Here is a 21,080-nt window from a genome sequence, read left to right as displayed (position 1 = left end):
CGACGCTTACTTGCCGAGGGCCTGGATCACTTTGTCGGTGATGTCCACGCGCGGGCTGACAGTCACGGCGTCCTGCACGATCAGGTCGTAGTTTTCCTTCTCGGCGATATTCTTGATGGCCGCGTTGGCCTTCTGCACGATGGCCGAGAATTCTTCATTGCGGCGGCGGTTGAAGTCTTCCTGGAATTCGCGGCGGCGGCGCTGCAGGTCGGCGTCCATATTGCTGAGGTCGCGCTGGCGCTTCATGCGATCGGACTCGGACAGGACGGGCGCGTCCTTGTCGAACTTTTCCGCCTGGGCGCGCAGATTGGTCGCCAGGCGCTGCAGGTCGGCGTCACGGGCCTTGAATTCGGACTCGATCTTGGCTTGCGCCGCGCGGGCGGGGCCGGATTCGCGCAGGATACGCTCGGTATTGACGAAGCCGATTTTCGTCCCCTGCGCAGCGGCGGGCGCCGCGTACGACGCGCCCAGCAGCAGCGCGCCCGCCAGCGCCAGCACAGCCGTCAGCGAAACGGAGCTCTTGCGCGATGAACGGGACAATTTGCGTACGAAAATAGACATCATGAAAATTTCACCTTCCGATAAGGTCAAGCAAACCGCTATTGTGCCACTAAACCGGCACCCAATTGGGCGGCCGGAAACATCCGGCCACCTTTGATTTGCGTTTAGAAACCAGTACCGATCTGGAACTGGAAGCTCTGGGTATCGTCACCCGACTTCGCGTTGAGCGGCCGGCCGTAGGACAGCTGCAGCGGGCCCAGCGGCGATTGCCAGGACAGGCCCACGCCGGCGGAATAACGCCATCCGCAGGGATCTTCGACTTCGTTGTTCTTGCCGGCCGTGCAGGTCAGGCCGGTGCCCGGTTGCACCCGGCCCGCGTCCGTGAACACGAACCAGCGCAGGGTCTTGTCCTTGGTCGCCCCCGGGAACGGCAGGTAGAGCTGCGCGTTGGCCACGATGCGGCGCGCGCCGCCCAGGTAATCGCCCGTCAGGGAGTCGCGCGGGCCCAGGGACGCGCCTTCGTAGCCGCGCACCGAACCGATGCCGCCCGCGTAGACGTCCTTGATGACCGGGAAATCCTTGCCGCCGTACGACTGGCCCCAGTCGATCATGCCGTTCAGGGCCAGCGTGTAGCTGCGGCCCAGCGGCAGGTAGTACTGCTGCTGACCGGTCAGCATGGTGTATTTCAGGTCCATCGTCGACACGTTGGCCTGCAGCTTGGTGAAGTAGCCCTTGGTCGGCGCCAGGGCGCTGTCGCGGGTGTCCTTGTTCCAGCCGGTGGTCAACAGCACCGAATTGGTCGACGCGCCGTACTGGTCGACGTATTCCTGATAGGCCAGCGGCGAGTTGCTGTCCAGGTGGACGCGGTTGCGCTCGAAGGACGCGCCCAGGATGATCCGGTCGTATTCCGAAATGGGCACGCCGAAATTCATGCCCAGGCCGAACGTATCGACGCGGTATTCGCCGTCGTTGTCGATGAACGGACGCTGCTGGCGGTAGTACAGCGACGTGGTGCGGCTGATGCCGTCCTTGGTCCAGTACGGGTCGGTATGCGACAGCACCGCGGCGCGGTTGGTCTTGCTGGTATTCAGCTGCAGCGTCAGGTTGGTGCCGCTGCCGAACACGTTGTCTTCACTGATACCGGCGCTGAAGATGGCGCGGTCCGTGGAACCGTAGCCCACGCCCAGGTTGACCATGCCGGTCGGCTTTTCCTTGACGTCGACGTTGACGTCGACCTGGTCGGGCGAACCCGGGACCGGATCGGTCTTGACGTTGACGTCGTTGAAGTAGCCCAGGCGGTCGACACGGTCGCGCGACATCTTGATGTCGCCGGCGTCGTACCAGGCGGCTTCTTCCTGGCGCATTTCGCGGCGGATGACCTCGTCCCGCGTACGGGTGTTGCCGCCGATCTGGATGCGGCGCACGTACACGCGGCGGCTCGGATCGATGTAGAACGTCAGGTCGGCCTCATGCTTGGCGCGATCCAGCTGCGGATTCGGGTTGACGTTGGCGAAGGCGTAGCCCAGTTCGCCCAGGTAGTCGGTGATGGCCTTGGCGCTGTCGTTGGTCTTGGCGGCCGAGAAGGTCTCGCCGGCCTTGACCTGCACCAGCGCCTCGATCTGCTTGTCCAGCCCCAGCAGGTTGCCGGCCAGCTTGACGCTGCGCACCTTGTAGGGCTCGCCTTCATGCAGGGTGTAGGTGATGTAGATGTCCTTGCGGTCGGGCGAGATCGTGACCTGCGGGGGCTCCACCGCCACTTCGAGATAGCCGCGATCCAGGTAGAACGAACGGATCCGCTCGACGTCGCCTTCCAGCTTTTCGCGCGAGTACTTGTCCGTATCGGTGTACCAGGTCAGCCAGCCGGGCGTGGTCATCTGGATCTGGTCCAGCAGCTCGCTTTCCGAGAAGGCCTTGTTGCCGACGAAGTGGATTTCGCGGATGCGCGCCACGTCGCCTTCGAAGATGTCGAAGCTGATGCCGACGCGGTTACGCGGGAGCGGCGTCACGGTGGAGGTGACTTCCACGCCGTACTTGCCCTTGGACATGTACTGCTGCTTGAGTTCGAGTTCGGCCCGCTCGAGCATGGAACGGTCGAAAATGCGCCCTTCCGCGAAGCCGACGTTGCGCAGCGATTCCAGGATCGCCTTGCTGTCGAACTCCCGCATGCCATTGAACGTGATGGACGCGATGGTCGCGCGCTCCTGCACCACGACGACGACCACGTTGTTGTTGGTGTCGATGCGCACGTCGCTGAAGAAGCCGCTGCCGTAGAGGCGGCGCACCGATTCCGTGGCGGTGTCTTCCGTGAAGGTATCGCCCACCTTGAACGGCAGATAGCCGAATACGGTGCCGGCATCGATACGCTGGATGCCCTCCACTCGAATGTCCTTGACGACGAAGGGTTCGAAGGCGTTGGCCAGCGCCGGCAGCAGCATCAGCACGGCGATCAGGCCCGCCCAAATACCCTTGTTGGGCTTAAACATCCAGCGGAAAAACATCCTGGGGGATCCTTGGTGGTCCAAATGGCGGAGTTATAGGTGCAAATGGCGGAGGATTTTAAGGCAGAACCCGCCCGAGCGAAAGGCACACGCCTTCCGCCCTTGCCGCCCCGATCGCCGGACGTGGGCCGGACGTGGGCCGGAAGGGGCCGATACGGGCATGCCGGACCCGGGCACCTAGGTGAAAAGCCGGGCGAAATCGTTGAACAGGGCCAGCCCCATCAGCCCCGCCAGCAGGCCCAGGCCGGCCCGCTGGCCGATGTCCAGCCAGCGCGAAGGCGGCGGGCTGCCGCGGACGATTTCCAGCAGGTAGTACAGCAGATGGCCGCCGTCCAGCATGGGGATGGGCAGCAGGTTGAGGACGCCCAGGCTGATGCTGATGAGCGCCAGATAGGCGATATAGGCGGCCAAACCGACCCGCGCCGTCTGGCCGGCATAGTCGGCGATGGTCACCGGACCGCTGATATTGCGCCAGGAAACCGCGCCGGTGACCATGCGACCCATCATGCGCAGCGAGAACCAGGCCGTGTCGGCGGTGCGGGTCGCCCCCTGCCACACGCTGTCGATGGGGCCGTAGCGCACCGTCACCATGGGCACGTCGCCCCCCAGCTGCACCCCGATGCGGCCGACGGTTTCGCCGTTTTCCAGGCGTTCCGCGCGGGGCGTCACCATCAGGGAGACATCCGCGCCATCGCGCCGCACCACCAAGGGCACCGGCTGGCCGACGTGCTGCTGGACGACGCGGATCACCGAGCCGACGTCCTGCACGGGCTGGCCACCAACGGCCAGCACGACGTCGCCGCTGCGCAGCCCGGCCTGCTCGCCCGCCGAGCCGGCCACCAGGCCACGCACCACGGGACGCGGTTCCTGCAGGCGCAGGCCGGCCACGGCCAGCGGGTCGCCCTGGGAGGGATCGAGGCGGTTTTCGCCCAGCGTCAGCTCGCGTTCGTGGACGGCGCCCTGCACGGTCCGCACGCCCACCTGCACCCGCCCGCCGGTGGAGATATGGTCCATCAACTGCCAGCGGGCATCGTTCCATGACGTGATCGGCTCGCCATCGATCGAGACGATACGGTCACCGGCCTGCAAGCCGGCCTGGGCGGCCGAGGTGCCGGCGGCGGGCTGGGCGATGAAGGCGGCCGGCTCTTCGACCCCGGCCAGGTTCAGGCCGGCATAGAGGAAAACCGCCAGGATCAGGTTGAAAACGGGACCGGCGGCGACGATCAGGATGCGCTTGCCCACCGGCTGCCGATTGAACGACTCGGCCGATTCCGCCGGCGTGGCGCCGGGCGGCGGGTCGTCCTGCATCTTGACGTAGCCGCCCAGGGGGATGGCCGACACGGCCCATTCGGTGCCGTGGCGGTCGATGCGCCGCAACAGCACCTTGCCGAAGCCCACGGAAAACCGCAGTACCCGCACGCCGCACAGCCGCGCCACCCAGTAGTGGCCGAGTTCGTGGAAGGTGATCAGGATACCCAGCGCGACGGCGAAGGCAAGCAAGGTGAAGAGCATGGAGGCGTACCAAATGAAGGGGCGCGGCGCGTCGTGGCGTCAACGGGCCCCGGACTGGGTGGCGGTGGTGCCCCGGGAATGCGCCAGGACCTGTTCAGCCCGTGCCCGCGCGGCGGCGTCTTCCGCCAGGACGTCGTCGAGGCTGTTGAGCGTAACAGATGGCCGACCGGCGTGCCACTCGAGGGTTTGGGCGATCACGGCGGGAATACGGGTGTAGGGCACCGTTTCCCGCAGGAAAGCGTCGACGGCGATCTCGTTGGCGGCATTCAAGGCGATACAGGCGCCCTGCCCGGCCGCCAGCGCATCGAAGGCCAGGCCCAGGCAGGGGAAACGGCGCAGATCGGGCTTTTCGAAATCCAGGCGGCCGCAGCGCGCCAGGTCCAGCAGCCCGACGCCGCTCGCCAGGCGGTCGGGGAAACCCAATCCGTAGGCGATGGGCGTACGCATATCCGGCTGGCCCAGTTGCGCCAGCACCGAGCCGTCTTCATACTCGACCATGGAATGGACGACGCTCTGCGGATGGATGAGCACCTCGATGCGGTCGGCGGGCATGGCGAACAGCCAGTGCGCCTCGATCACTTCCAGCCCCTTGTTCGCCATGGTGGCCGAATCGACGGAGATCTTGCGGCCCATGCTCCAGTTCGGATGCTTGCACGCCTGTGCGGGCGTGATGGCGTGCAGTTCGTCCGGATCGTGCTGGCGGAACGGACCGCCCGACGCGGTCAGGATCAGGCGCCGCACGCCGGCGGCGGGCCGCGTGGGCGCGGAGGCGCGCTCGCCATGCGGCAGGCATTGGAATATGGCGTTGTGCTCGCTGTCGATGGGCAGCAGCTCGGCCCCGTGGTCGCGCACGGCGGCCATGAACAGCGACCCGGCCGCGACCAGCGCTTCCTTGTTGGCCAGCAAGACCCGCTTGCCGGCCCGCGCCGCCGCCAGCGCCGACGGCAGGCCGGCGGCGCCGACGATGGCCGCCATGACGGTGTCGCAATCCGGGTCGGCCGCGGTGTCGGCCAGCGCCTGCGCGCCGACGCGGATCTCCGGCGGCGTGGCGCCCTGGGTCCGCAGTTGCGCCCAGGCCTGGCGGAAACGGGTGGCGGCATCCTCGTCGGGCACGACCACCACGCGGGCCAGGCTGGCGAGCGCCTGTTCCGCCAGCTTTTCCATGCGGCTATGGGCGGAAAGCGCATGCACGCCCAGCCTGTCGGGATGGCGCGCGATGACGTCCAGGGTGCTGTCGCCGATCGATCCCGTGGACCCCAGCACGGCGATACGCTGAAACGCTGTCAAAACAGTACTCCACTGAGTAGCAGGGCCACCGGCGCCACCGGCAGGATGGCATCGATGCGGTCGTAGACGCCGCCGTGCCCCGGCAGCAGATGACTGGAATCCTTGCGTCCGGCGCGCCGCTTGAGCAGCGACTCGAACAGGTCGCCGACGATGGAAAGCACCCCCAACAGCGCGGCGATGGGCAGCGCGCCCCACAGCGTCCAGCGCTGGACCAGGGCATGGCCGAACGTACCCGGCCAGAGGCTGCTGACGCCGATCCAGATGACGGCGGCCGCAACGCCGCAGATGGCGCCTTCGATGGTCTTGCCGGGGCTGACGCGCGGCGCCAGCTTGCGGCGCCCCAGGGCCCGGCCGCCGAAATAGGCGGCGATATCGGCCGCCCACACCAGCGCCAGCAGGGACAGCAGGAAGATCGCCCCGTGCGTCATGAAGAACAGGGCCAGGACGGCCCAGGCCGCCAGCAGCGCCAGGATGGCGAACAGCGTCAGCGGCACGCTGGCCGGCGGCGCGTCGCTGCGTCCGCGCACCACGGCGACGGTGGCGGCGAAGATCCACAACAGGGCCGACAGGGGCACGACCCAGTTGAACAGCAGCGCGCTGGAGGCTTCGGCGGCGAAATCGTGGCGGCTGCCGCCGGTCCACCAGAAGGTGACGCACAGCGCCGCGATGCCCAGCAGTACGCCCACGGCGATCGCCCCGGCCCCGCCGCCCGCCGGCAGCGTCAGGCGGGCCCATTCCCAGCCGGCGCAGGCGGTCGCGACGGCGAGCAGCACCATGAAAGGCCAGGGGGTGGGCGCCGCCATCGTGGCGGCCAGAACGGCGAGGAGGATGACGGCTGTGACGATGCGCTGGCGCAGCATGGAGTCTCCAAATCTTGGGCAGGTGCTTGGGCAGGTGCCTGGTCAGGTGTTCGGGGCCTGTTCCGGGACCAGGGCGACCGCCCGCCGCAATGGCGGGCACACCGTATTCTGCCCCCTTTTCATGCGGCCGCGTGGCGGCGGGGGAACGGATCCGGCCAGGCTAGCGTTTTCCGGCCGCATTGACCTGGGCGCTGGTGCGCCCGAAACGCCGCTCGCGGGTCCGATACCATTCGAAGGCTTCTTCCAGCTCCGGGCCGCCGAAATCCGGCCAGTAACGGTCCGTGAAGAACAGCTCGGTGTACGCCAGTTGCCAGATCAGGTAGTTCGAGATGCGCTGCTCGCCGCCGGTGCGGATGAACAGGTCGGGCTCGGGCGCCCAGGCCATCGACAGATAGCGGCTCAACGTGGCTTCGTCGATGCCGTCCGGCGCCTGCGCCAGCCCCGGGTTTTCCGCCAGCATGCGGCGCATGGCCTGCAGGATGTCCCAGCGGCCGCCGTAGTTCGCGCACACCGAAAGATGCAGCTGGTCGTTGTGCGCGGTACGGGCCTGCGCCTGTTCGATCAGTTCACGCAAGCGCGGCTCGAAGGGCGAAAGGTCGCCCACCACGCGCAGCCTGACGCCTTGCCCGTCGAGCTTGTCGACTTCCCGCTCCAGCGCCTGCACGAACAGGCGCATCAGCAGCGAGACCTCTTCGGCCGGACGGCGCCAGTTTTCGGAGCTGAAGGCGAACAAGGTCAGGTAACGGACGCCACGGCGGCCGCAGGCCTCCACGACCCGGCGCACGGCCTGCACGCCCTTGGCGTGCCCGGCGGTGCGGGGCAGATGCCGACGCGTGGCCCAGCGGCCGTTGCCATCCATGATGATGGCAACGTGCTGCGGGATATCGGACGTCGGCGGGACGGCCTGGGTGGAACTGATAGTCATGAGGTTGCAAAGACCGCGCGGCGCCCGCGTCAGACGGTCATGATCTCCGCTTCTTTCTGCGCGATCATCTTGTCGATGTCACCCACGCAGCGATCGGTGAGCTTTTGGATTTCGTCCTGCGCGCGGCGCTCTTCGTCTTCCGAGATGGACTTGTCCTTGACCAGCTTCTTCAAGGCTTCGTTGCCTTCGCGGCGCAGGTTGCGCACGGCGATCTTGGCGTCCTCGCCTTCGTTCTTGACGACCTTGGTCAGGTCGCGGCGCCGTTCTTCGGTCAGCGCCGGCATGGGGACGCGTATGGTTTCGCCCATGGACACCGGATTGAGCCCCAGATCGGATTCGCGGATGGCCTTTTCGACCGGGCCCGCCATGCTCTTTTCATAGGGCTGCACGCTGATCGTGCGCGCATCGACGAGGTTGACGTTCGCCACCTGGCTGATGGGCACGGGCGAGCCGTAGTACTCGACCTGCACGTGGTCCAGGATGCCGGTGTGCGCGCGGCCGGTCCGTATCTTGGACAGATTGACCTTGAGCGTTTCGATGGATTTGGCCATCCGGGACTCGGCCGATTTTTTGATGTCTGCGACGCTCATTGCGACTCCTTGATTCAAACGTGTACCAGTGTGCCTTCATCTTCGCCGGTGACCGCGCGCTTCAGCGCGCCCGACTTGTTGATGGAGAACACCTTGATGGGCAGCTTCTGGTCGCGGCACAGGGCGAATGCCGTGGCGTCCATGACTTCCAGGCGGCGCACGATGGCCTCGTCGAAGCTGATACGGGAATAACGCGTGGCCGTCGGGTCCTTGTTGGGGTCGGCGCTGTAGATGCCGTCCACCTTGGTCGCCTTCAGCACGATTTCGGCGCCGATTTCCGCGCCACGCAGCGCCGCCGCGGTGTCGGTGGTGAAGAAGGGATTGCCGGTACCGGCGGCGAAAATCACCACCTTGCCTTCTTCCAGGTAGCGCAAGGCCTTGGGGCGGATGTAAGGCTCGACCACCTGTTCGATGTTCAGGGCCGACTGCACGCGGGTGTCGACGCTGCGGTGCTTCAGGGCATCCTGCAGGGCCAGGGCGTTCATGATGGTGGCCATCATGCCCATGTAGTCGGCGGTCGCGCGGTCCATGCCCTGCGCGCCGGGCGCCACGCCGCGGAAGATGTTCCCGCCGCCGATGACGATGGCCAGCTCCACGCCCAGATTGACGATCTCGGCGATTTCCTCGGTCATCCGGGCAATGGTGGCGCGGTTGATGCCGAAGGCGTCCTCGCCCATCAGCGCTTCGCCGGACAGTTTGAGAAGAACCCGCTTATACGATCTGCTGGCCATGAGCGATATCCCTGAAAACGATCCGACGGAAGTGTAAGACAAGAAACAGGCCGGTCACGCGCCGGCCTGTAATAAAAAGAACTGCAATGCGGACGGATAAGTCGTGTCGGGAACTTATCAGGCGCGGCCGGCAGCGGCGGCGGCGACTTCCGCCGCGAAGTCGGTGGTCTTCTTTTCGATGCCTTCGCCGACGATGAACAGCGCGAAACGCGCGATGCCGGCGTTTTCAGCCTTCAGCATCTGTTCAACGGTCTGCTTGTCGTTCTTGACGAAGGGCTGCGACAGCAGCGTGACTTCCTTCAGGAACTTCTGCACCGAACCTTCGACCATCTTGGCGACGATGTCGGCCGGCTTGCCGGATTCGGCGGCCTTCTGCTCGGCCACGGAACGCTCGGTGGCGATGTCGGCGGCCGGGACGCCGTCGGCGTTCAGCGCCTTGGGCTTGGTGGCCGCGATGTGCATGGCCAGGTCCTTGCCGACGCCGTCGGCGCCGCTGAAGTCGACCAGCACGCCGATCCTGCCGCCGTGCACATAGCTGGCCAGCTTGTTGGCGGTTTCCATGCGCTCGAAGCGGCGGATCGAGATGTTTTCACCGATCTTGCCGATCAGGGCGGTGCGCACCGTTTCCACCGTGCCGCCTTCCAGCGGCAGGTCGGACAGCGCGGCCACGTCGGCGGGATTCTTGGTGGCGACCAGTTCGGCCAGCGTGTTCACGTAGGCGACGAAGTCGTTGTTCTTGGCGACGAAGTCGGTTTCGCAATTGACTTCGATGACCGCGCCCTGCTTGGCATCGGGCGAAATGTACAGGCCGATCAGGCCTTCGGCCGTCACGCGCGCGGCGGCCTTGCTGGCCTTGTTGCCCAGCTTGACGCGCAGGATTTCTTCCGCGCGGGCCAGATCGCCTTCGGCTTCGGTCAGCGCCTTCTTGCATTCCATCATGGGCGCGTCGGTCTTTTCGCGCAGTTCCTTGACCATCGAGGCGGTAATTTCAGCCATGTTCGCTCCATTCTTTCTAAAGCACGCCCCGGCAAGCCGGGGCATGTTGTGTTTCGATTCGGGGATGCGCTCCGCGGAGCGCATCCGGCACAGTGCGCCCGCGGGCGCCTGCTCAGGCCTGGCCGTCCTGCACTTCGACGAACTCTTCCTGGCCTTCGCCGCCTTCTTCGACCAGACCGTTCAGGTTCTGCTCGCGGCCTTCCAGCACGGCGTCGGCGATGCCCTTGGCATACAGCGCGATGGCCTTGGCGGAGTCGTCATTGCCCGGAATGACGTAGTCGATGCCGTCCGGCGAGTGGTTGGTGTCGACCACGGCCACGACCGGGATGCCCAGCTTGCGGGCTTCGGCGATGGCGATCTTGTGGTAACCGACGTCGATCACGAACAGCGCGTCCGGCAGGCCGTTCATGTCCTTGATGCCGCCCATGGACTTGTTCAGCTTTTCCAGTTCGCGCTCGAACAGCAGGCCTTCCTTCTTGATCATGCGTTCCGCGCCGCCTTCGGCGACCACGGCTTCCATGTCCTTCAGGCGCTTGATCGAGGTCTTGACCGTCTTGAAGTTGGTCAGCATGCCGCCCAGCCAGCGGGCGTCGACGAAAGGCATGCCGCAGCGGGCGGCTTCGGCGGCGATCAGTTCGCGCGCGGCACGCTTGGTGCCCACGAACAGGATCTTGCCGCCACGCGCGGCCAGCTGCTTGACGAACTTGGTGGCTTCGACGTACTTGCCGACCGTCTGTTCCAGGTTGATGATGTGGATCTTGTTACGCTGACCGAAGATGAAGGGAGCCATCTTCGGATTCCAGTAACGGGTCTGGTGGCCGAAGTGGACGCCAGCTTCCAGCATTTCACGCATGAGGGACATAGTATTCTCCAAGGGTTTGGACTTGCGCCAGGCCTGCATCGTCCGGACACTGCGGCATTCGTATTCGTTGCCGGGCAGTACCGTCGACACCCTCGTTGGCTGGGCGCGCGATTGAAGTGCGTTTTCGATGTCGCGTCGATGTCGTTTTCGATGTGCTATCGAAGTGCACACTCCCCTGCTTTTCCAGGGAAGCCTATAATTCTACTATTTTTCCAAGACAATCCTCAAGCTGATACATGGGCATAGTCACCGACCCCGCCGATCTCGACCAAATGCGCCTGGCCTGCCAGGACGCCGCGCGCGTGCTGGATTACCTCACGCCCTACGTGAAACCCGGCGTCACGACCGGCGAGCTGGACCGCCTGGCGCTGGACTACCTGACCAATGAATTGAAGGTCAAGTCGGCCACCGTCGGCTACGCGCCCCCCGGCTACCCGCCCTTCCCCGGCGCCATCTGCACGTCGGTGAACCACCAGGTCTGCCACGGCATCCCCGGCGACAAGGTCCTGAAAAATGGGGACGTTTTGAATATCGACGTCACCATCATCAAGGACGGCTGGTTCGGCGACACCAGCCGGATGTTCTACGTCGGCGAACCGTCCATCCTGGCGCGCCGGCTGACCGACGTCACCTACGAATGCATGTGGCTGGGCATCCGCCAGGTGCGCGCCGGCGCCACCCTGGGCGACATCGGCAACGCCATCCAGAAGCATGCGGAAGGCAGCGGTTTTTCGGTCGTGCGCGAATTCTGCGGCCACGGCGTGGGGCGCCGCTTCCATGAAGATCCCCAGGTGCTGCACTACGGCAAGCCGGGCACCGGCGTGAAACTGGTGCCGGGCATGATCTTCACCATCGAACCGATGATCAACGCGGGTCGCCGCGAGATCCGCCAGCTGTCCGACGGCTGGACCGTGGTCACGCGCGACCACAGCCTGTCGGCCCAGTGGGAACATACGATCCTGGTCACCGAGACGGGCTATGAAGTGCTGACGGTATCGCCGGGCATGCCGGCGCCGCCCGCCTTCGTGACGGAAGCGGTCGCGGTACCGGCCGCCTAGCCGCGCGCGCCGCGCCGATCGCCGCCCAGACACACGGGAAGGACCGTTGTATGAGTACGCAAGCCGAATCCCTGCTCGCGGCGCCCGACGTGGCCGCGGACCTGCCCGCGCTGCGCGCCCGCATGCGCGCGCGGCGCGAAGCCGCCATCACCGCCTTTCGGGAACATGAGCGGCCCGATCCGCTGCTGCATGAACTGCGCCGGATCACCGACCAGACCCTGCGCGACCTGATCAAGCAATGCCCGCTGCCGCCCGGCGCGGTGCTGGCCGCCGTCGGCGGCTACGGCCGCGGCGAGCTCTACCCGCATTCCGACGTCGACCTGCTCATCCTGCTGCCGCACCCGCCCTCGCCCGACGAGGAAACCGCCATCGAGCGGCTGGTGGCCGCCCTGTGGGACCTGGGCCTGGAGCCGGGCCACAGCGTGCGCACCATCGCCGACTGCGAACGCGAGGCGGATGCCGACATCACGGTGGAAACCGCGCTCCTGGAATCGCGCTGGCTGGCAGGCAACCGCACGCTGATGAAAACCTTCGACACCGCGATGCGGGCGCGCCTGGATCCGGCGGGGTTCTTCCGCGCCAAGCGGGTCGAGATGCAGCAGCGCCACGCGCGCTACCAGGACACCCCGTACGCGCTCGAACCGAACTGCAAGGAATCCCCGGGCGGCTTGCGCGACCTGCAGGTCATCATGTGGATGGCGCGGGCCGCGGGCTTCGGCGAGACCTGGCGCGAGATCGCCAGGGCCGGCCTGCTCACGGCGTCCGAAGCGCGCGGCCTGCGGCGCGCCGAACAGGCCTTCAAGCGCCTGCGCATCGAGCTGCACCTGATGTCCAAGCGACGCGAAGACCGCGTGCTGTTCGATCTGCAGCCGGCGCTGGCGGAGGTCTACGGCATCAAGGCGACCGCCACGCGGCGCGCCAGCGAATTGATGATGCAGCGCTATTATTGGGCCGCGCGCCTGGTCACGCAGCTGAACTCCATCCTGGTCCAGAATATCGAGGAAAGGCTGTTTCCGCGTCCGGCGTGCGACGCGCGCGATATCGACGACGATTTCCGCAGCCTGCACGACCGGCTGGACATCATTCGCGACGATGCGTTCGAACGCAATCCGACGCTCCTGTTGCGCGCCTTCCTGGTCATGCAGCAGCACTCGCACCTGAACGGCATGTCGGCGCGCACCATGCGGGCCATCTGGCACTCGCGCCATCGCATCGACGCACAGTTCCGGCGCAATCCGGTCAATCGCCGGCTGTTCCTGCAGATCCTGCAGCAGCCGTCGGGCATCGTGCACGAGCTGCGCCGCATGACGATGCTGAACATCCTGCCGCGCTATCTGCCGGTGTTCCGCCGCATCGTCGGCCAGATGCAGCACGACCTGTTCCACGTCTATACGGTGGACCAGCACACGCTGACGGTCATCCGCAACCTGCGCCGCTTCACCATGCCCGAACACGCGCAGGAATATCCGCTGGCCAGCCAGTTGATTTCCGAGCTGGACCGGCACTGGCTGCTTTACGTCGCCGCGCTTTTCCACGATATCGCCAAGGGACGCGGCGGCGACCACTCCGAGCTGGGCGCGCGCGAGGTGCGCAAGTTCGCCCATGATCACGGCCTGGCACCGGAAGACGCCGAGCTGGTGGAATTCCTGGTCCGGCAGCATCTGCTGATGTCCACCGTGGCGCAGAAGCGCGACCTGTCCGATCCGGACGTCGTGCGCGAGTTCGCCGCCACGGTCAAGGACGAACGCCATCTGACCGCCCTGTACCTGCTGACGGTCGCCGATATCCGCGGCACGAGCCCCAAGGTATGGAATGCCTGGAAAGGCAAGCTGCTGGAAGACCTGTACCGCCTGACGCTGGGCGCCCTGGGTGGCGCGCATCACGATGCCGACACGGTGCTGAATCATCGCAAGGCGGAAGCGGCGCGGCTGACGCGGCTGGCCGGCCTGCGCGACGACGCGCGCGAGGCGTTCTGGAAACAGCTGGACGTGGCCTATTTCCTGCGCCACGACGCTTCCGACATCGCCTGGCATACACGCCATCTGTACCACCGCCCGGCTCCGGACCAGGCCGTCGTCAAGGCCCGGCCCACCGAACAGGGCGAAGGCCTGCAGGTCATGGTGTACACCCGCGACGCGCCCGACCTGTTCGCGGCGATCTGCGGCTATTTCGATGCCAAGTCGCTGAGCATCCAGGACGCGCGCATCCATACCACGCGCCATGGCTGGGCGCTTGACAGCTTTATCGTGCTGCTGCCGGACGGCGCCAGCGACCTGCGCGCGCAGGCGTCGCTGGTCGAGCACGAACTGGCCACGCGGCTCAAGGAAGCCGGCGCGGCTTCTCCGGCCGCCGCGGGCGCCGGCGCGACCTATGGCCGGCTGCGGCAATCGCGGATGTCACGCGTATTCCCGGTGCCGCCGCAAGCCGAGCTGCAGCCTGACGACCGCAGCAAATCCTGGCGGCTGTCCGTCACGGCCACGGACCGGCCGGGCCTGCTGCATGCCCTGGCGCGGGTGTTCGTCGGACATGGCGTGAACCTGCAGATGGCCAAGGTCATGACGCTGGGCGACCGCGTGGAAGACGTCTTCATCATCGAAGGCTCGACCCTGGAACGGCCGCGCTCGCAGATGCAATTCGAACGCGCGATCCTGGACGCCCTTTCCGGCGACGGTACGCAGCGCGTGGCTGCTTGAGGGTCCCCCCGAAGCGCTGCGCGCTTCCCCGCAGGGGGGCGACGCTGGAGGACCGGCGAAGGGCTGGCCGCCCGCCCGGATCCTCGGCGTCCCGGGTTGGGCGGGCATCTGTTTGTCGCCGCGTGGGGCGTGGATGAAATCCGACGAGGGATTGCGGCTTCGGATAGCGCCTTACATCCACGTTGACGTGGCCGGAACGAACGGCCGACGCTTACAATCCACCTTTCCTCGTCGGCCAGGCCCCTTTCCTCATGCTCGCGCACGACTATCTGCTCGTATTCGGTCGCAGTTTCCTATTCGCGCTGGCCACCCTGCTGCCTTTCCTGAATCCTCCAGCGGTCGCCCCCATTTTCTGGACGCTGACTGAAGGCGCTTCCAACGCGACCCGCACGGCGCTGGCCAAGCGGGTGGCCATCAATGTGGGCGTGATGCTGACCATCGCGATGGTGGCCGGCAACGTGCTTTTGACTTTCTTCGGACTCTCCCTGGCAATCGTCCGCGTAGGCGGCGGGCTGCTGGTCATCGCCAGCGCGTGGCGCCTGGTGAACTCGCCCGATGCCGGTGCCCAAAGCGCCGCCCGCGCCGCCGAGTCCTTCACGCCGGAAATGGCCAAGGCGCGCGCCTTCTATCCGCTCACCTTCCCGATTTCCTGCGGGCCCGGCTCGATCGCCGCGGCGATCACGGTGGGCGCCTCCCTGCGCGAACCGGACCGTATCGTCAGCCTGGTCAAGCTGGTCGGCTCGCTGCCCGGCATCCTGGTGACCGCGCTGACGCTTTACGTCTGCCTGCGTTTCGCGGCCCAGTTCCTGTACCGGCTGGGCGACAACGGCACGGCGGTATTCATGCGGCTGTCGGCTTTCGTGCTGTTGTGCCTGGGCGTGCAGATCGTCTGGGACGGCGTGCATGAACTCTTGTTGAGCGTGATGGTCGAAGCCGCCAAGGCCAGCGCGGCCGGCGCCGCGCACTGATACCGCCTACCTCCCTTTCCGACGCTACAGGATAAGAAACATCATGATGTCGACTTCGCAACGCACCCTGGTACTGATCGCCATCCTGGCTTTCGGCGCCGTGTGCATCGCGCTGGTGTCCCAATACGCTTTCGGCCTGCAACCCTGCGCGTGGTGCGTCCTGCAGCGGCTGATCTATATCGTCATCGGCATCGTCTGCCTGGTATTGGCCTTCCTGGGACCGGTGATGCGGCGCGTGGGCGCGCTGCTGGGGCTGATCCTGTCGTTGTGCGGCATATGGGCCGCGTATTACCAGTACACCGTGGCGTCGAAGCTGCTGTCGTGCGCCCAGACCTTTGCCGACAAGTTCATCGCCGGCAGCGGGCTCGACGCGGCGCTGCCGTCCGTGTTCGGGATTTATGCCACCTGCATGGACGCCATGGTCAAGGTGCTGGGCGTCGAATACGCGATCTGGAGCCTGGCGCTGTTCGCCATCCTGGCGCTGTTGAGCCTGCGGGCGCTGCTGCGCCGCGCCTAGCCGGCCGCGCCTAGCCGGCCGCGCCTAGCCGGCCGGCCCCCTGAAACGTAACGGCGGACCGGGTATTCCCAGTCCGCCGTTTCTTTCTGTATATACGCGGCTGGAGATCAGGCGTCGTTGGCGGCGTAGCCCATGTTGAACAACAGGCCGCCGCGCGCCTCTTCGTCGGCCTCGCCACGGCTCTGGCCGAGGCGCTCCAGGTATTCCGGCGTGATGTCGCCGGTAATGTACTGGCCGTCGAAGCAGGACGCCTCGAAACGCGACATGGCGGGATTCAGGTCGCGCACCGCCTGCTGCATATTGTCCAGATCCTGGTAGACCAGGGCATCGGCGCCGATGGTGCGGGCGATTTCCTCGTCGCTGCGGCCGGTGGCGATGAGTTCGCGCTGCGTCGGCATATCGATGCCATAGACATTGGGGAAACGCACGGGCGGCGCGGCGGAGGCGAAGAACACCTTGTTGGCGCCGGCGGCGCGCGCCATTTCGACGATTTCCCGGCTGGTCGTACCGCGCACGATGGAATCGTCCACCAGCAGCACATTCTTGCCCTGGAATTCGCGGCCGATGGCGTTGAGCTTCTGCCGCACCGACTTCTTGCGCACCGCCTGCCCCGGCATGATGAACGTCCGGCCGACATAGCGGTTCTTGATCAGGCCTTCGCGGTAGTCCAGGTTCAGGCGGGCGGCCAGCTGCATGGCGGCCGGACGCGAAGAATCGGGAATCGGCATGACGACGTCGATATCGCCCAGGCGCATGCTGCGCGCCACCTTGTCGGCCAGGTACTCGCCCATGCGCAGGCGGGCGTCGTAGACGGACACGCCGTCCATCAGCGAATCCGGGCGGGCGAAATACACGTATTCGAAAATACACGGCACCAGCTGGGCATTTTCGGCGCACAGGCGGCTATAGAACTTGCCGTCCAGGTCGATGAACACGGCTTCGCCGGGCGCCACGTCGCGCACGAAGCTGAAGCCGCTGCCTTCCAGCGCCACGGATTCGGAAGCCACCATCCATTCGACGTCGCCCTGCTCGGTTTCCTGCCGGCCGATGCACAGCGGACGGATACCGTTGGGATCGCGGAACGCGAGCAGGCCGTAGCCGGCGATCTGCGCCACCACCGCGTAGGCGCCGCGCACGCGCCGGTGCACCGCCGTGACCGCGCGGAACATCGCGTCGTCATCCAGCGAAATGCCGTTGGCCGCGGATTGCAGCTCGTGGGCCAGCACGTTCAGCAGGACTTCGGAATCGGAATTGGTATTGATGTGGCGGCGATCGACGCGGAACAGGGACTCGCGCAGTTCCCGCCAATTGGTCAGGTTGCCGTTGTGCGTCATCATGATGCCGAAAGGGGCATTCACGTAGAACGGCTGGGCTTCTTCTTCGCTGGCGCTGGAGCCCGCCGTGGGATAGCGGACCTGGCCGACCCCGCTGTTGCCGGGCAACGCCCGCATGTTGCGGGTGCGGAAGACGTCGCGGACGAGCCCGTGCGCCTTGAACAGATTGAACTGGCTACCCTGGGCCGTGGCGATACCGGCCGCATCCTGCCCGCGGTGCTGCAACAGCAGGAGGCTGTCGTAGAGCAGCTGGTTGACGGGATTGCGCCCCACGACGCCGACGATTCCACACATGGCAATTTCCTGTTGATCCTACCGCGTTCTTTCGAACGATACGTATATGCTCAATATGGCCACGATAAGGCCATATTCAATAAGGCAGCATGGACGCCAGGGATGGCGGCAGCCACACTTTGGTATGTTTGACGGCTTCTGTGGCCGTATGGGAGAACATCGCGTCGCGCCACCAGGCTTCCTGCGGCAGCGGCGTATAGCCGGCCACCGTGACGAGTACCAGCACGATCAGCGCGCCGCGGATCAGGCCGAAAAGGCCGCCCAGCCCATGGTCGGCCGGCGACAGGCCGGTGGTACGGATCAGCGCGGACAGGGTCATGTTGACCAGGCCGACCCCCAGCAGCACGACCAGGAATACGGCCGCATAGGCCGCGCCCATGCGCAGCACCGTCGTTTCTATCCACTGGGCCAGCCATCCGTAGACCGTCGGGCCCCACCAGATCGCCGCCACGAACGCCAGGATGTACGCCAGCAGGGACAGGACTTCCTTGAGCAAGCCGCGCACCAGGCCCAGCAGCCCCGATATGGCGATGATCGCCAGCACGACGAAATCGAACCCGGTCACTGCGCGGCGATGAAACCGTTGTCATAGCCCAAGGTGCGCAAGCGCGCCTGGGCCGCCTGGGCCGCCTCGCGCGAAGGGAACGGCCCCACGCGCAGCCGGTATTGCTGTTTGCCGCCCACACTGGCTTCCTGGACAAATGCATTGGTCACCCCGGCCGCATGCAGCTTGTCGCGGCGGGCCTGAGCGTCCGCCTGCGTGGTGTACGCGGCGATCTGCAGCACGAAATTGCCCTTGGTGTCGGCGTTGGCGCGGGTATCGGTGGCCGGCTTCGGCGGCGTGGAACTGCCTGTGCGGCCTTCCAGCAGGGCCAGCGCCTTGCTGCCGTCGTCGGTGCGGGGCGCGGGCTCGGGCTTGGCGGGCGGCTTGGATTCGGTGCGGGTTTCCGGCTTGGATTCCTGGCGCGTGGCGTCGGCACGGGTGTCGGGGCGCGGGGTCGTCCGGCTGGCGTCGGTGCGCGCGGCATCGGCACGGCTGGTCTCGACGCGGCCGGTGTCGGCATGCGCGGGATCGCCCGGGGTCCGGGCCGTGTCGGCGCGGGATTGGGTACCAGTCCTGCCGGCGTCGGCGGGCGGCGTGGCGCCGGTCGACGGCGCCTGGCCGGCGGCGGGCTGTCCGCCCTGGCCCTGCGGGGCGGCGGCGCCGGGGGCGGCCACGCCGGCCGTGGCGGGGGTGGCGGGCATGGCGCCGCTGCCCGCGCCGGCATCGGCCTGCGCCTGCGGATCGGAGACCGCCGGCTGGTAAGGCGAATTACGGTCGGGGATGCGGATAGGAATGTCGTCGCTGACGCGTGCCGGTTCGGAATCCAGCACCATGGGCAGGATGATGACGGCCGCCAGCACCAGGGCGACCGCGCCAGCCAGGCGGCGCCGCGCGCGCGAACGGAGTTCGGCTGCCTGCGCTTCGCTGGAGACCGACGGACGAGGACGGCCCGCCGGCGTGTCCGACGAGGAATCTTTGCGATTGAACAAACCCATGAAGCACGAATTCCTTGCAGCCGGCGCGCCCGATGCGCGATGGAAAATTCAGGCTTTTCGCCCCAGGTACTGGAGCACGGCGGCGACCGTGAAGAACGATCCGAACACCACGATTCTATCATTCTCACCCGCCTGGGCGCGCGCGGCGGCATAGGCCTGCGCGGGATCGGCGTGCGGACAGATGAGCGGTACGTCGTCGCCCGCGGCGGGCGGCGGCAGCGCCGCGCGCACCTGCTCCGCCAGGGCTTCGCCGGTGCCGCCGCGCGGACCGGGCAGGCCGGCGCAGTACCAGCGGTCGATGCGTCCCGCCAGCCTGGCCACCACGCCGGCGACGTCCTTGTCGTTGAGCATGCCGAACACCGCGTAGGTGTAGGGATGGAAGCCCATGTTGTCCAGGTTCTGCGCCAGGACCGCGGCCGCGTGCGGGTTGTGGCCGACGTCGAGAATGACGGTGGGCTGGCCTGGAAGTATCTGGAAGCGGCCGGGCAGCGTGGCCTGCAGCAAGCCCTGCCGGACGGCCTGTTGCGGCACGGGCAGCCGGTCGCGCAGGGCTTCCAGCACCGCCAGGGCGGCGGCGGCGTTCAACAGCTGGTTGGCGCCGCGCAGCGCCGGATAGGCCAAGGCGCCGCGGCGCTGGGCGCGGCCGCCGTAGGCCCATTGCTGGCGGTCGCCGGAATAGTTGTAGTCCCGCCCGAAGAGCCACAGATCGGCGCCGATGGCGGCGGCGTGATCGAGCAGGCTTTGCGGCGGCACGGGATCGGCGCAGATGGCCGGCTTGCCGGGACGATAGATGTGGGCTTTTTCGTAGCCGATCTTTTCCCGGGTGTCGCCCAGCCAGTCCATGTGGTCCAGGTCGACGCTGGTGACGACGGCGCAATCGGCATCGACGATGTTGACGGCGTCCAGTCGGCCGCCCAGGCCGACTTCCAGCACCACCGCGTCCAGCCGCGACCGCGAGAACAGCCGCAGCGCGGCCAGCGTGGTGAATTCGAAATAGGTCAGCGAAATATCGCCGCGGGCGGCTTCGACCGCCTGGAACTGGACGATCAGGTCCGCGTCGGACGCCAGTTCGCCATTCACGCGGACGCGTTCGTTGAAGTCGATCAGGTGCGGAGAGGTGTACAGGCCGGTCTTGAAGCCCGCGGCCAGCAGCATGGCTTCCAGCATGGCGCAGGTCGACCCCTTGCCATTGGTGCCACCCACGACGATCTTGACGCAGTCCAGCTCGATTCCCAGCCGCTGCTGTACCTGGCGGACCCGCTCCAGGCCCAGATCGATGGTTTTCGGGTGGAGCGATTCCAGGTAGGCCAGCCACTGCGTGAGCGTGGCGCCGGCGTCTGGCGGGGCGATGAGGGACATGGCGGAAGGCGAAGCTGAAGCAACCCCGATTTTAACAGCCGCCCCGCCCGTTTAAGTTTTCCCTACCTCTGCCGTTACGAGGTTGTCTACCCAGAAACCCCGCGTCGCCGACGCACAGCAGAAGTGGAGTCCTTATGGCTGTCAGCCCTATCGCCCCCGCGGCCCTTCCGGTCCAGCCCGCCGAGGCTCAACCTGCACCGTTGCCCGATGCGGCCGTTCTGGTGACCCCCGCCGGGGATGCCCAGAAAGGCTCCGCCACTGCCGGCGACGGCGGCACGTCGGGAAACTCGTCCGACCCACAGTCCTCCCTGGAGCGGGCCCTGCAGAAAATCAATGAGCAGATGACCGCCTGGTCCACGCAGATGGAGTTCAGCATCGACCCCGACACCCATCGGGTCGTGATTTCCATCAAGGACTCCAAAACCGGGGACACGTTGAAGACCATCCCCAGCGAGACGGTCCTGAACATCGCCAAGATGATCACCAAAATGCAGGGCGGCGGCGTCGAAACCAGCGCCTGACCCACCGGCGACCGCCGACCACCGCTGAAAGCCAC

The 21,080-nt window shown here is 66.5% G+C and carries 19 protein-coding genes; 5 read left to right on the top strand and 14 right to left on the bottom strand.

Annotated features, from left to right (window positions below):
* Window positions 1-6 precede the first annotated feature (6 nt).
* From CAL26_RS11970 to rpsB, 10 genes are all read right to left on the bottom strand, one after another.
* Window positions 7-564 (bottom strand): OmpH family outer membrane protein, encoded by a 558-nt coding sequence (locus CAL26_RS11970; RefSeq protein WP_094847154.1) that lies wholly within the window; start codon window positions 562-564, stop codon window positions 7-9.
* A gap of 101 nt (window positions 565-665) precedes the next feature.
* The gene (gene bamA / locus CAL26_RS11965; RefSeq protein WP_094847153.1) at window positions 666-2,999 is read right to left on the bottom strand and encodes an outer membrane protein assembly factor BamA; all 2,334 of its coding nucleotides are present in this window, start codon (window positions 2,997-2,999) and stop codon (window positions 666-668) included.
* Window positions 3,000-3,176: 177 nt separating this feature from the next.
* Window positions 3,177-4,511, bottom strand: a complete 1,335-nt coding sequence (gene rseP / locus CAL26_RS11960) for an RIP metalloprotease RseP (RefSeq protein WP_094847152.1) — start codon at window positions 4,509-4,511, stop codon at window positions 3,177-3,179.
* Between the two features lie 39 nt (window positions 4,512-4,550).
* Window positions 4,551-5,798 (bottom strand): 1-deoxy-D-xylulose-5-phosphate reductoisomerase, encoded by a 1,248-nt coding sequence (locus CAL26_RS11955; RefSeq protein ID WP_094847151.1) that lies wholly within the window; start codon window positions 5,796-5,798, stop codon window positions 4,551-4,553.
* Window positions 5,795-6,658 carry a phosphatidate cytidylyltransferase gene (locus CAL26_RS11950; RefSeq protein WP_094847150.1) on the bottom strand — a complete coding sequence of 288 codons (864 nt, stop codon included), beginning with the start codon at window positions 6,656-6,658 and terminating at the stop codon, window positions 5,795-5,797. The genes CAL26_RS11955 and CAL26_RS11950 overlap by 4 nt, the downstream gene beginning before the upstream one ends.
* Window positions 6,659-6,818: 160 nt before the next feature.
* Window positions 6,819-7,583 carry a polyprenyl diphosphate synthase gene (gene uppS / locus CAL26_RS11945; RefSeq protein WP_094847149.1) on the bottom strand — a complete coding sequence of 255 codons (765 nt, stop codon included), beginning with the start codon at window positions 7,581-7,583 and terminating at the stop codon, window positions 6,819-6,821.
* A 29-nt stretch (window positions 7,584-7,612) separates the two neighbouring features.
* Window positions 7,613-8,173 carry a ribosome recycling factor gene (gene frr / locus CAL26_RS11940; RefSeq protein WP_094847148.1) on the bottom strand — a complete coding sequence of 187 codons (561 nt, stop codon included), beginning with the start codon at window positions 8,171-8,173 and terminating at the stop codon, window positions 7,613-7,615.
* A gap of 14 nt (window positions 8,174-8,187) precedes the next feature.
* A complete protein-coding gene (gene pyrH / locus CAL26_RS11935) occupies window positions 8,188-8,904 on the bottom strand; it encodes a UMP kinase (RefSeq protein WP_094847147.1) in 717 nt (238 codons plus the stop codon).
* A gap of 117 nt (window positions 8,905-9,021) precedes the next feature.
* Entirely contained in the window at window positions 9,022-9,900 is an 879-nt protein-coding gene (gene tsf / locus CAL26_RS11930) for a translation elongation factor Ts (RefSeq protein WP_094847146.1), read from the bottom strand.
* Window positions 9,901-10,012: 112 nt separating this feature from the next.
* The gene (gene rpsB / locus CAL26_RS11925) at window positions 10,013-10,762 is read right to left on the bottom strand and encodes a 30S ribosomal protein S2 (RefSeq protein WP_094847145.1); all 750 of its coding nucleotides are present in this window, start codon (window positions 10,760-10,762) and stop codon (window positions 10,013-10,015) included.
* Window positions 10,763-10,998: 236 nt separating this feature from the next.
* Here rpsB and map point away from each other — a divergent pair, with 236 nt between their 5' ends.
* The 4 genes from map to CAL26_RS11905 all read left to right on the top strand — a co-directional run bounded on the left by map (window position 10,999) and on the right by CAL26_RS11905 (window position 15,998).
* Window positions 10,999-11,820: a type I methionyl aminopeptidase gene (gene map, locus CAL26_RS11920; protein WP_094847144.1), complete on the top strand. Its 822-nt coding sequence runs from the start codon at window positions 10,999-11,001 to the stop codon at window positions 11,818-11,820.
* Window positions 11,821-11,870: 50 nt separating this feature from the next.
* Window positions 11,871-14,513 carry a [protein-PII] uridylyltransferase gene (locus CAL26_RS11915; protein WP_094847143.1) on the top strand — a complete coding sequence of 881 codons (2,643 nt, stop codon included), beginning with the start codon at window positions 11,871-11,873 and terminating at the stop codon, window positions 14,511-14,513.
* A gap of 251 nt (window positions 14,514-14,764) precedes the next feature.
* Window positions 14,765-15,481, top strand: coding sequence for a MarC family protein (locus tag CAL26_RS11910; RefSeq protein ID WP_094849826.1), 717 nt, complete (start codon window positions 14,765-14,767; stop codon window positions 15,479-15,481).
* 43 nt (window positions 15,482-15,524) lie between these two features.
* Entirely contained in the window at window positions 15,525-15,998 is a 474-nt protein-coding gene (locus CAL26_RS11905; protein WP_094847142.1) for a disulfide bond formation protein B, read from the top strand.
* 107 nt (window positions 15,999-16,105) lie between these two features.
* Here CAL26_RS11905 and purF read toward each other — a convergent pair whose 3' ends face one another.
* The 4 genes from purF to folC all read right to left on the bottom strand — a co-directional run bounded on the left by purF (window position 16,106) and on the right by folC (window position 20,524).
* Window positions 16,106-17,626, bottom strand: coding sequence for an amidophosphoribosyltransferase (gene purF, locus CAL26_RS11900; protein WP_094847141.1), 1,521 nt, complete (start codon window positions 17,624-17,626; stop codon window positions 16,106-16,108).
* Window positions 17,627-17,702: 76 nt separating this feature from the next.
* Window positions 17,703-18,191, bottom strand: a complete 489-nt coding sequence (locus CAL26_RS11895) for a CvpA family protein (protein WP_094847140.1) — start codon at window positions 18,189-18,191, stop codon at window positions 17,703-17,705.
* Window positions 18,188-19,165, bottom strand: coding sequence for an SPOR domain-containing protein (locus CAL26_RS11890; protein WP_143277421.1), 978 nt, complete (start codon window positions 19,163-19,165; stop codon window positions 18,188-18,190). Before CAL26_RS11890 ends, CAL26_RS11895 begins: the two co-directional genes overlap by 4 nt.
* A gap of 48 nt (window positions 19,166-19,213) precedes the next feature.
* A complete protein-coding gene (folC, locus tag CAL26_RS11885) occupies window positions 19,214-20,524 on the bottom strand; it encodes a bifunctional tetrahydrofolate synthase/dihydrofolate synthase (RefSeq protein WP_094847139.1) in 1,311 nt (436 codons plus the stop codon).
* A 134-nt stretch (window positions 20,525-20,658) separates the two neighbouring features.
* Between folC and CAL26_RS11880 the strand changes: the two genes are divergently transcribed.
* Window positions 20,659-21,045 carry a flagellar protein FlaG gene (locus tag CAL26_RS11880; protein ID WP_094847138.1) on the top strand — a complete coding sequence of 129 codons (387 nt, stop codon included), beginning with the start codon at window positions 20,659-20,661 and terminating at the stop codon, window positions 21,043-21,045.
* Window positions 21,046-21,080: the final 35 nt, after the last annotated feature.

Source organism: Bordetella genomosp. 9 (genome assembly GCF_002261425.1).
Taxonomy (GTDB): domain Bacteria; phylum Pseudomonadota; class Gammaproteobacteria; order Burkholderiales; family Burkholderiaceae_B; genus Bordetella_C.
The sequence above is the reverse complement of the archived record's forward strand: the minus strand, read 5'-3'. Positions and strand labels throughout refer to the sequence as shown.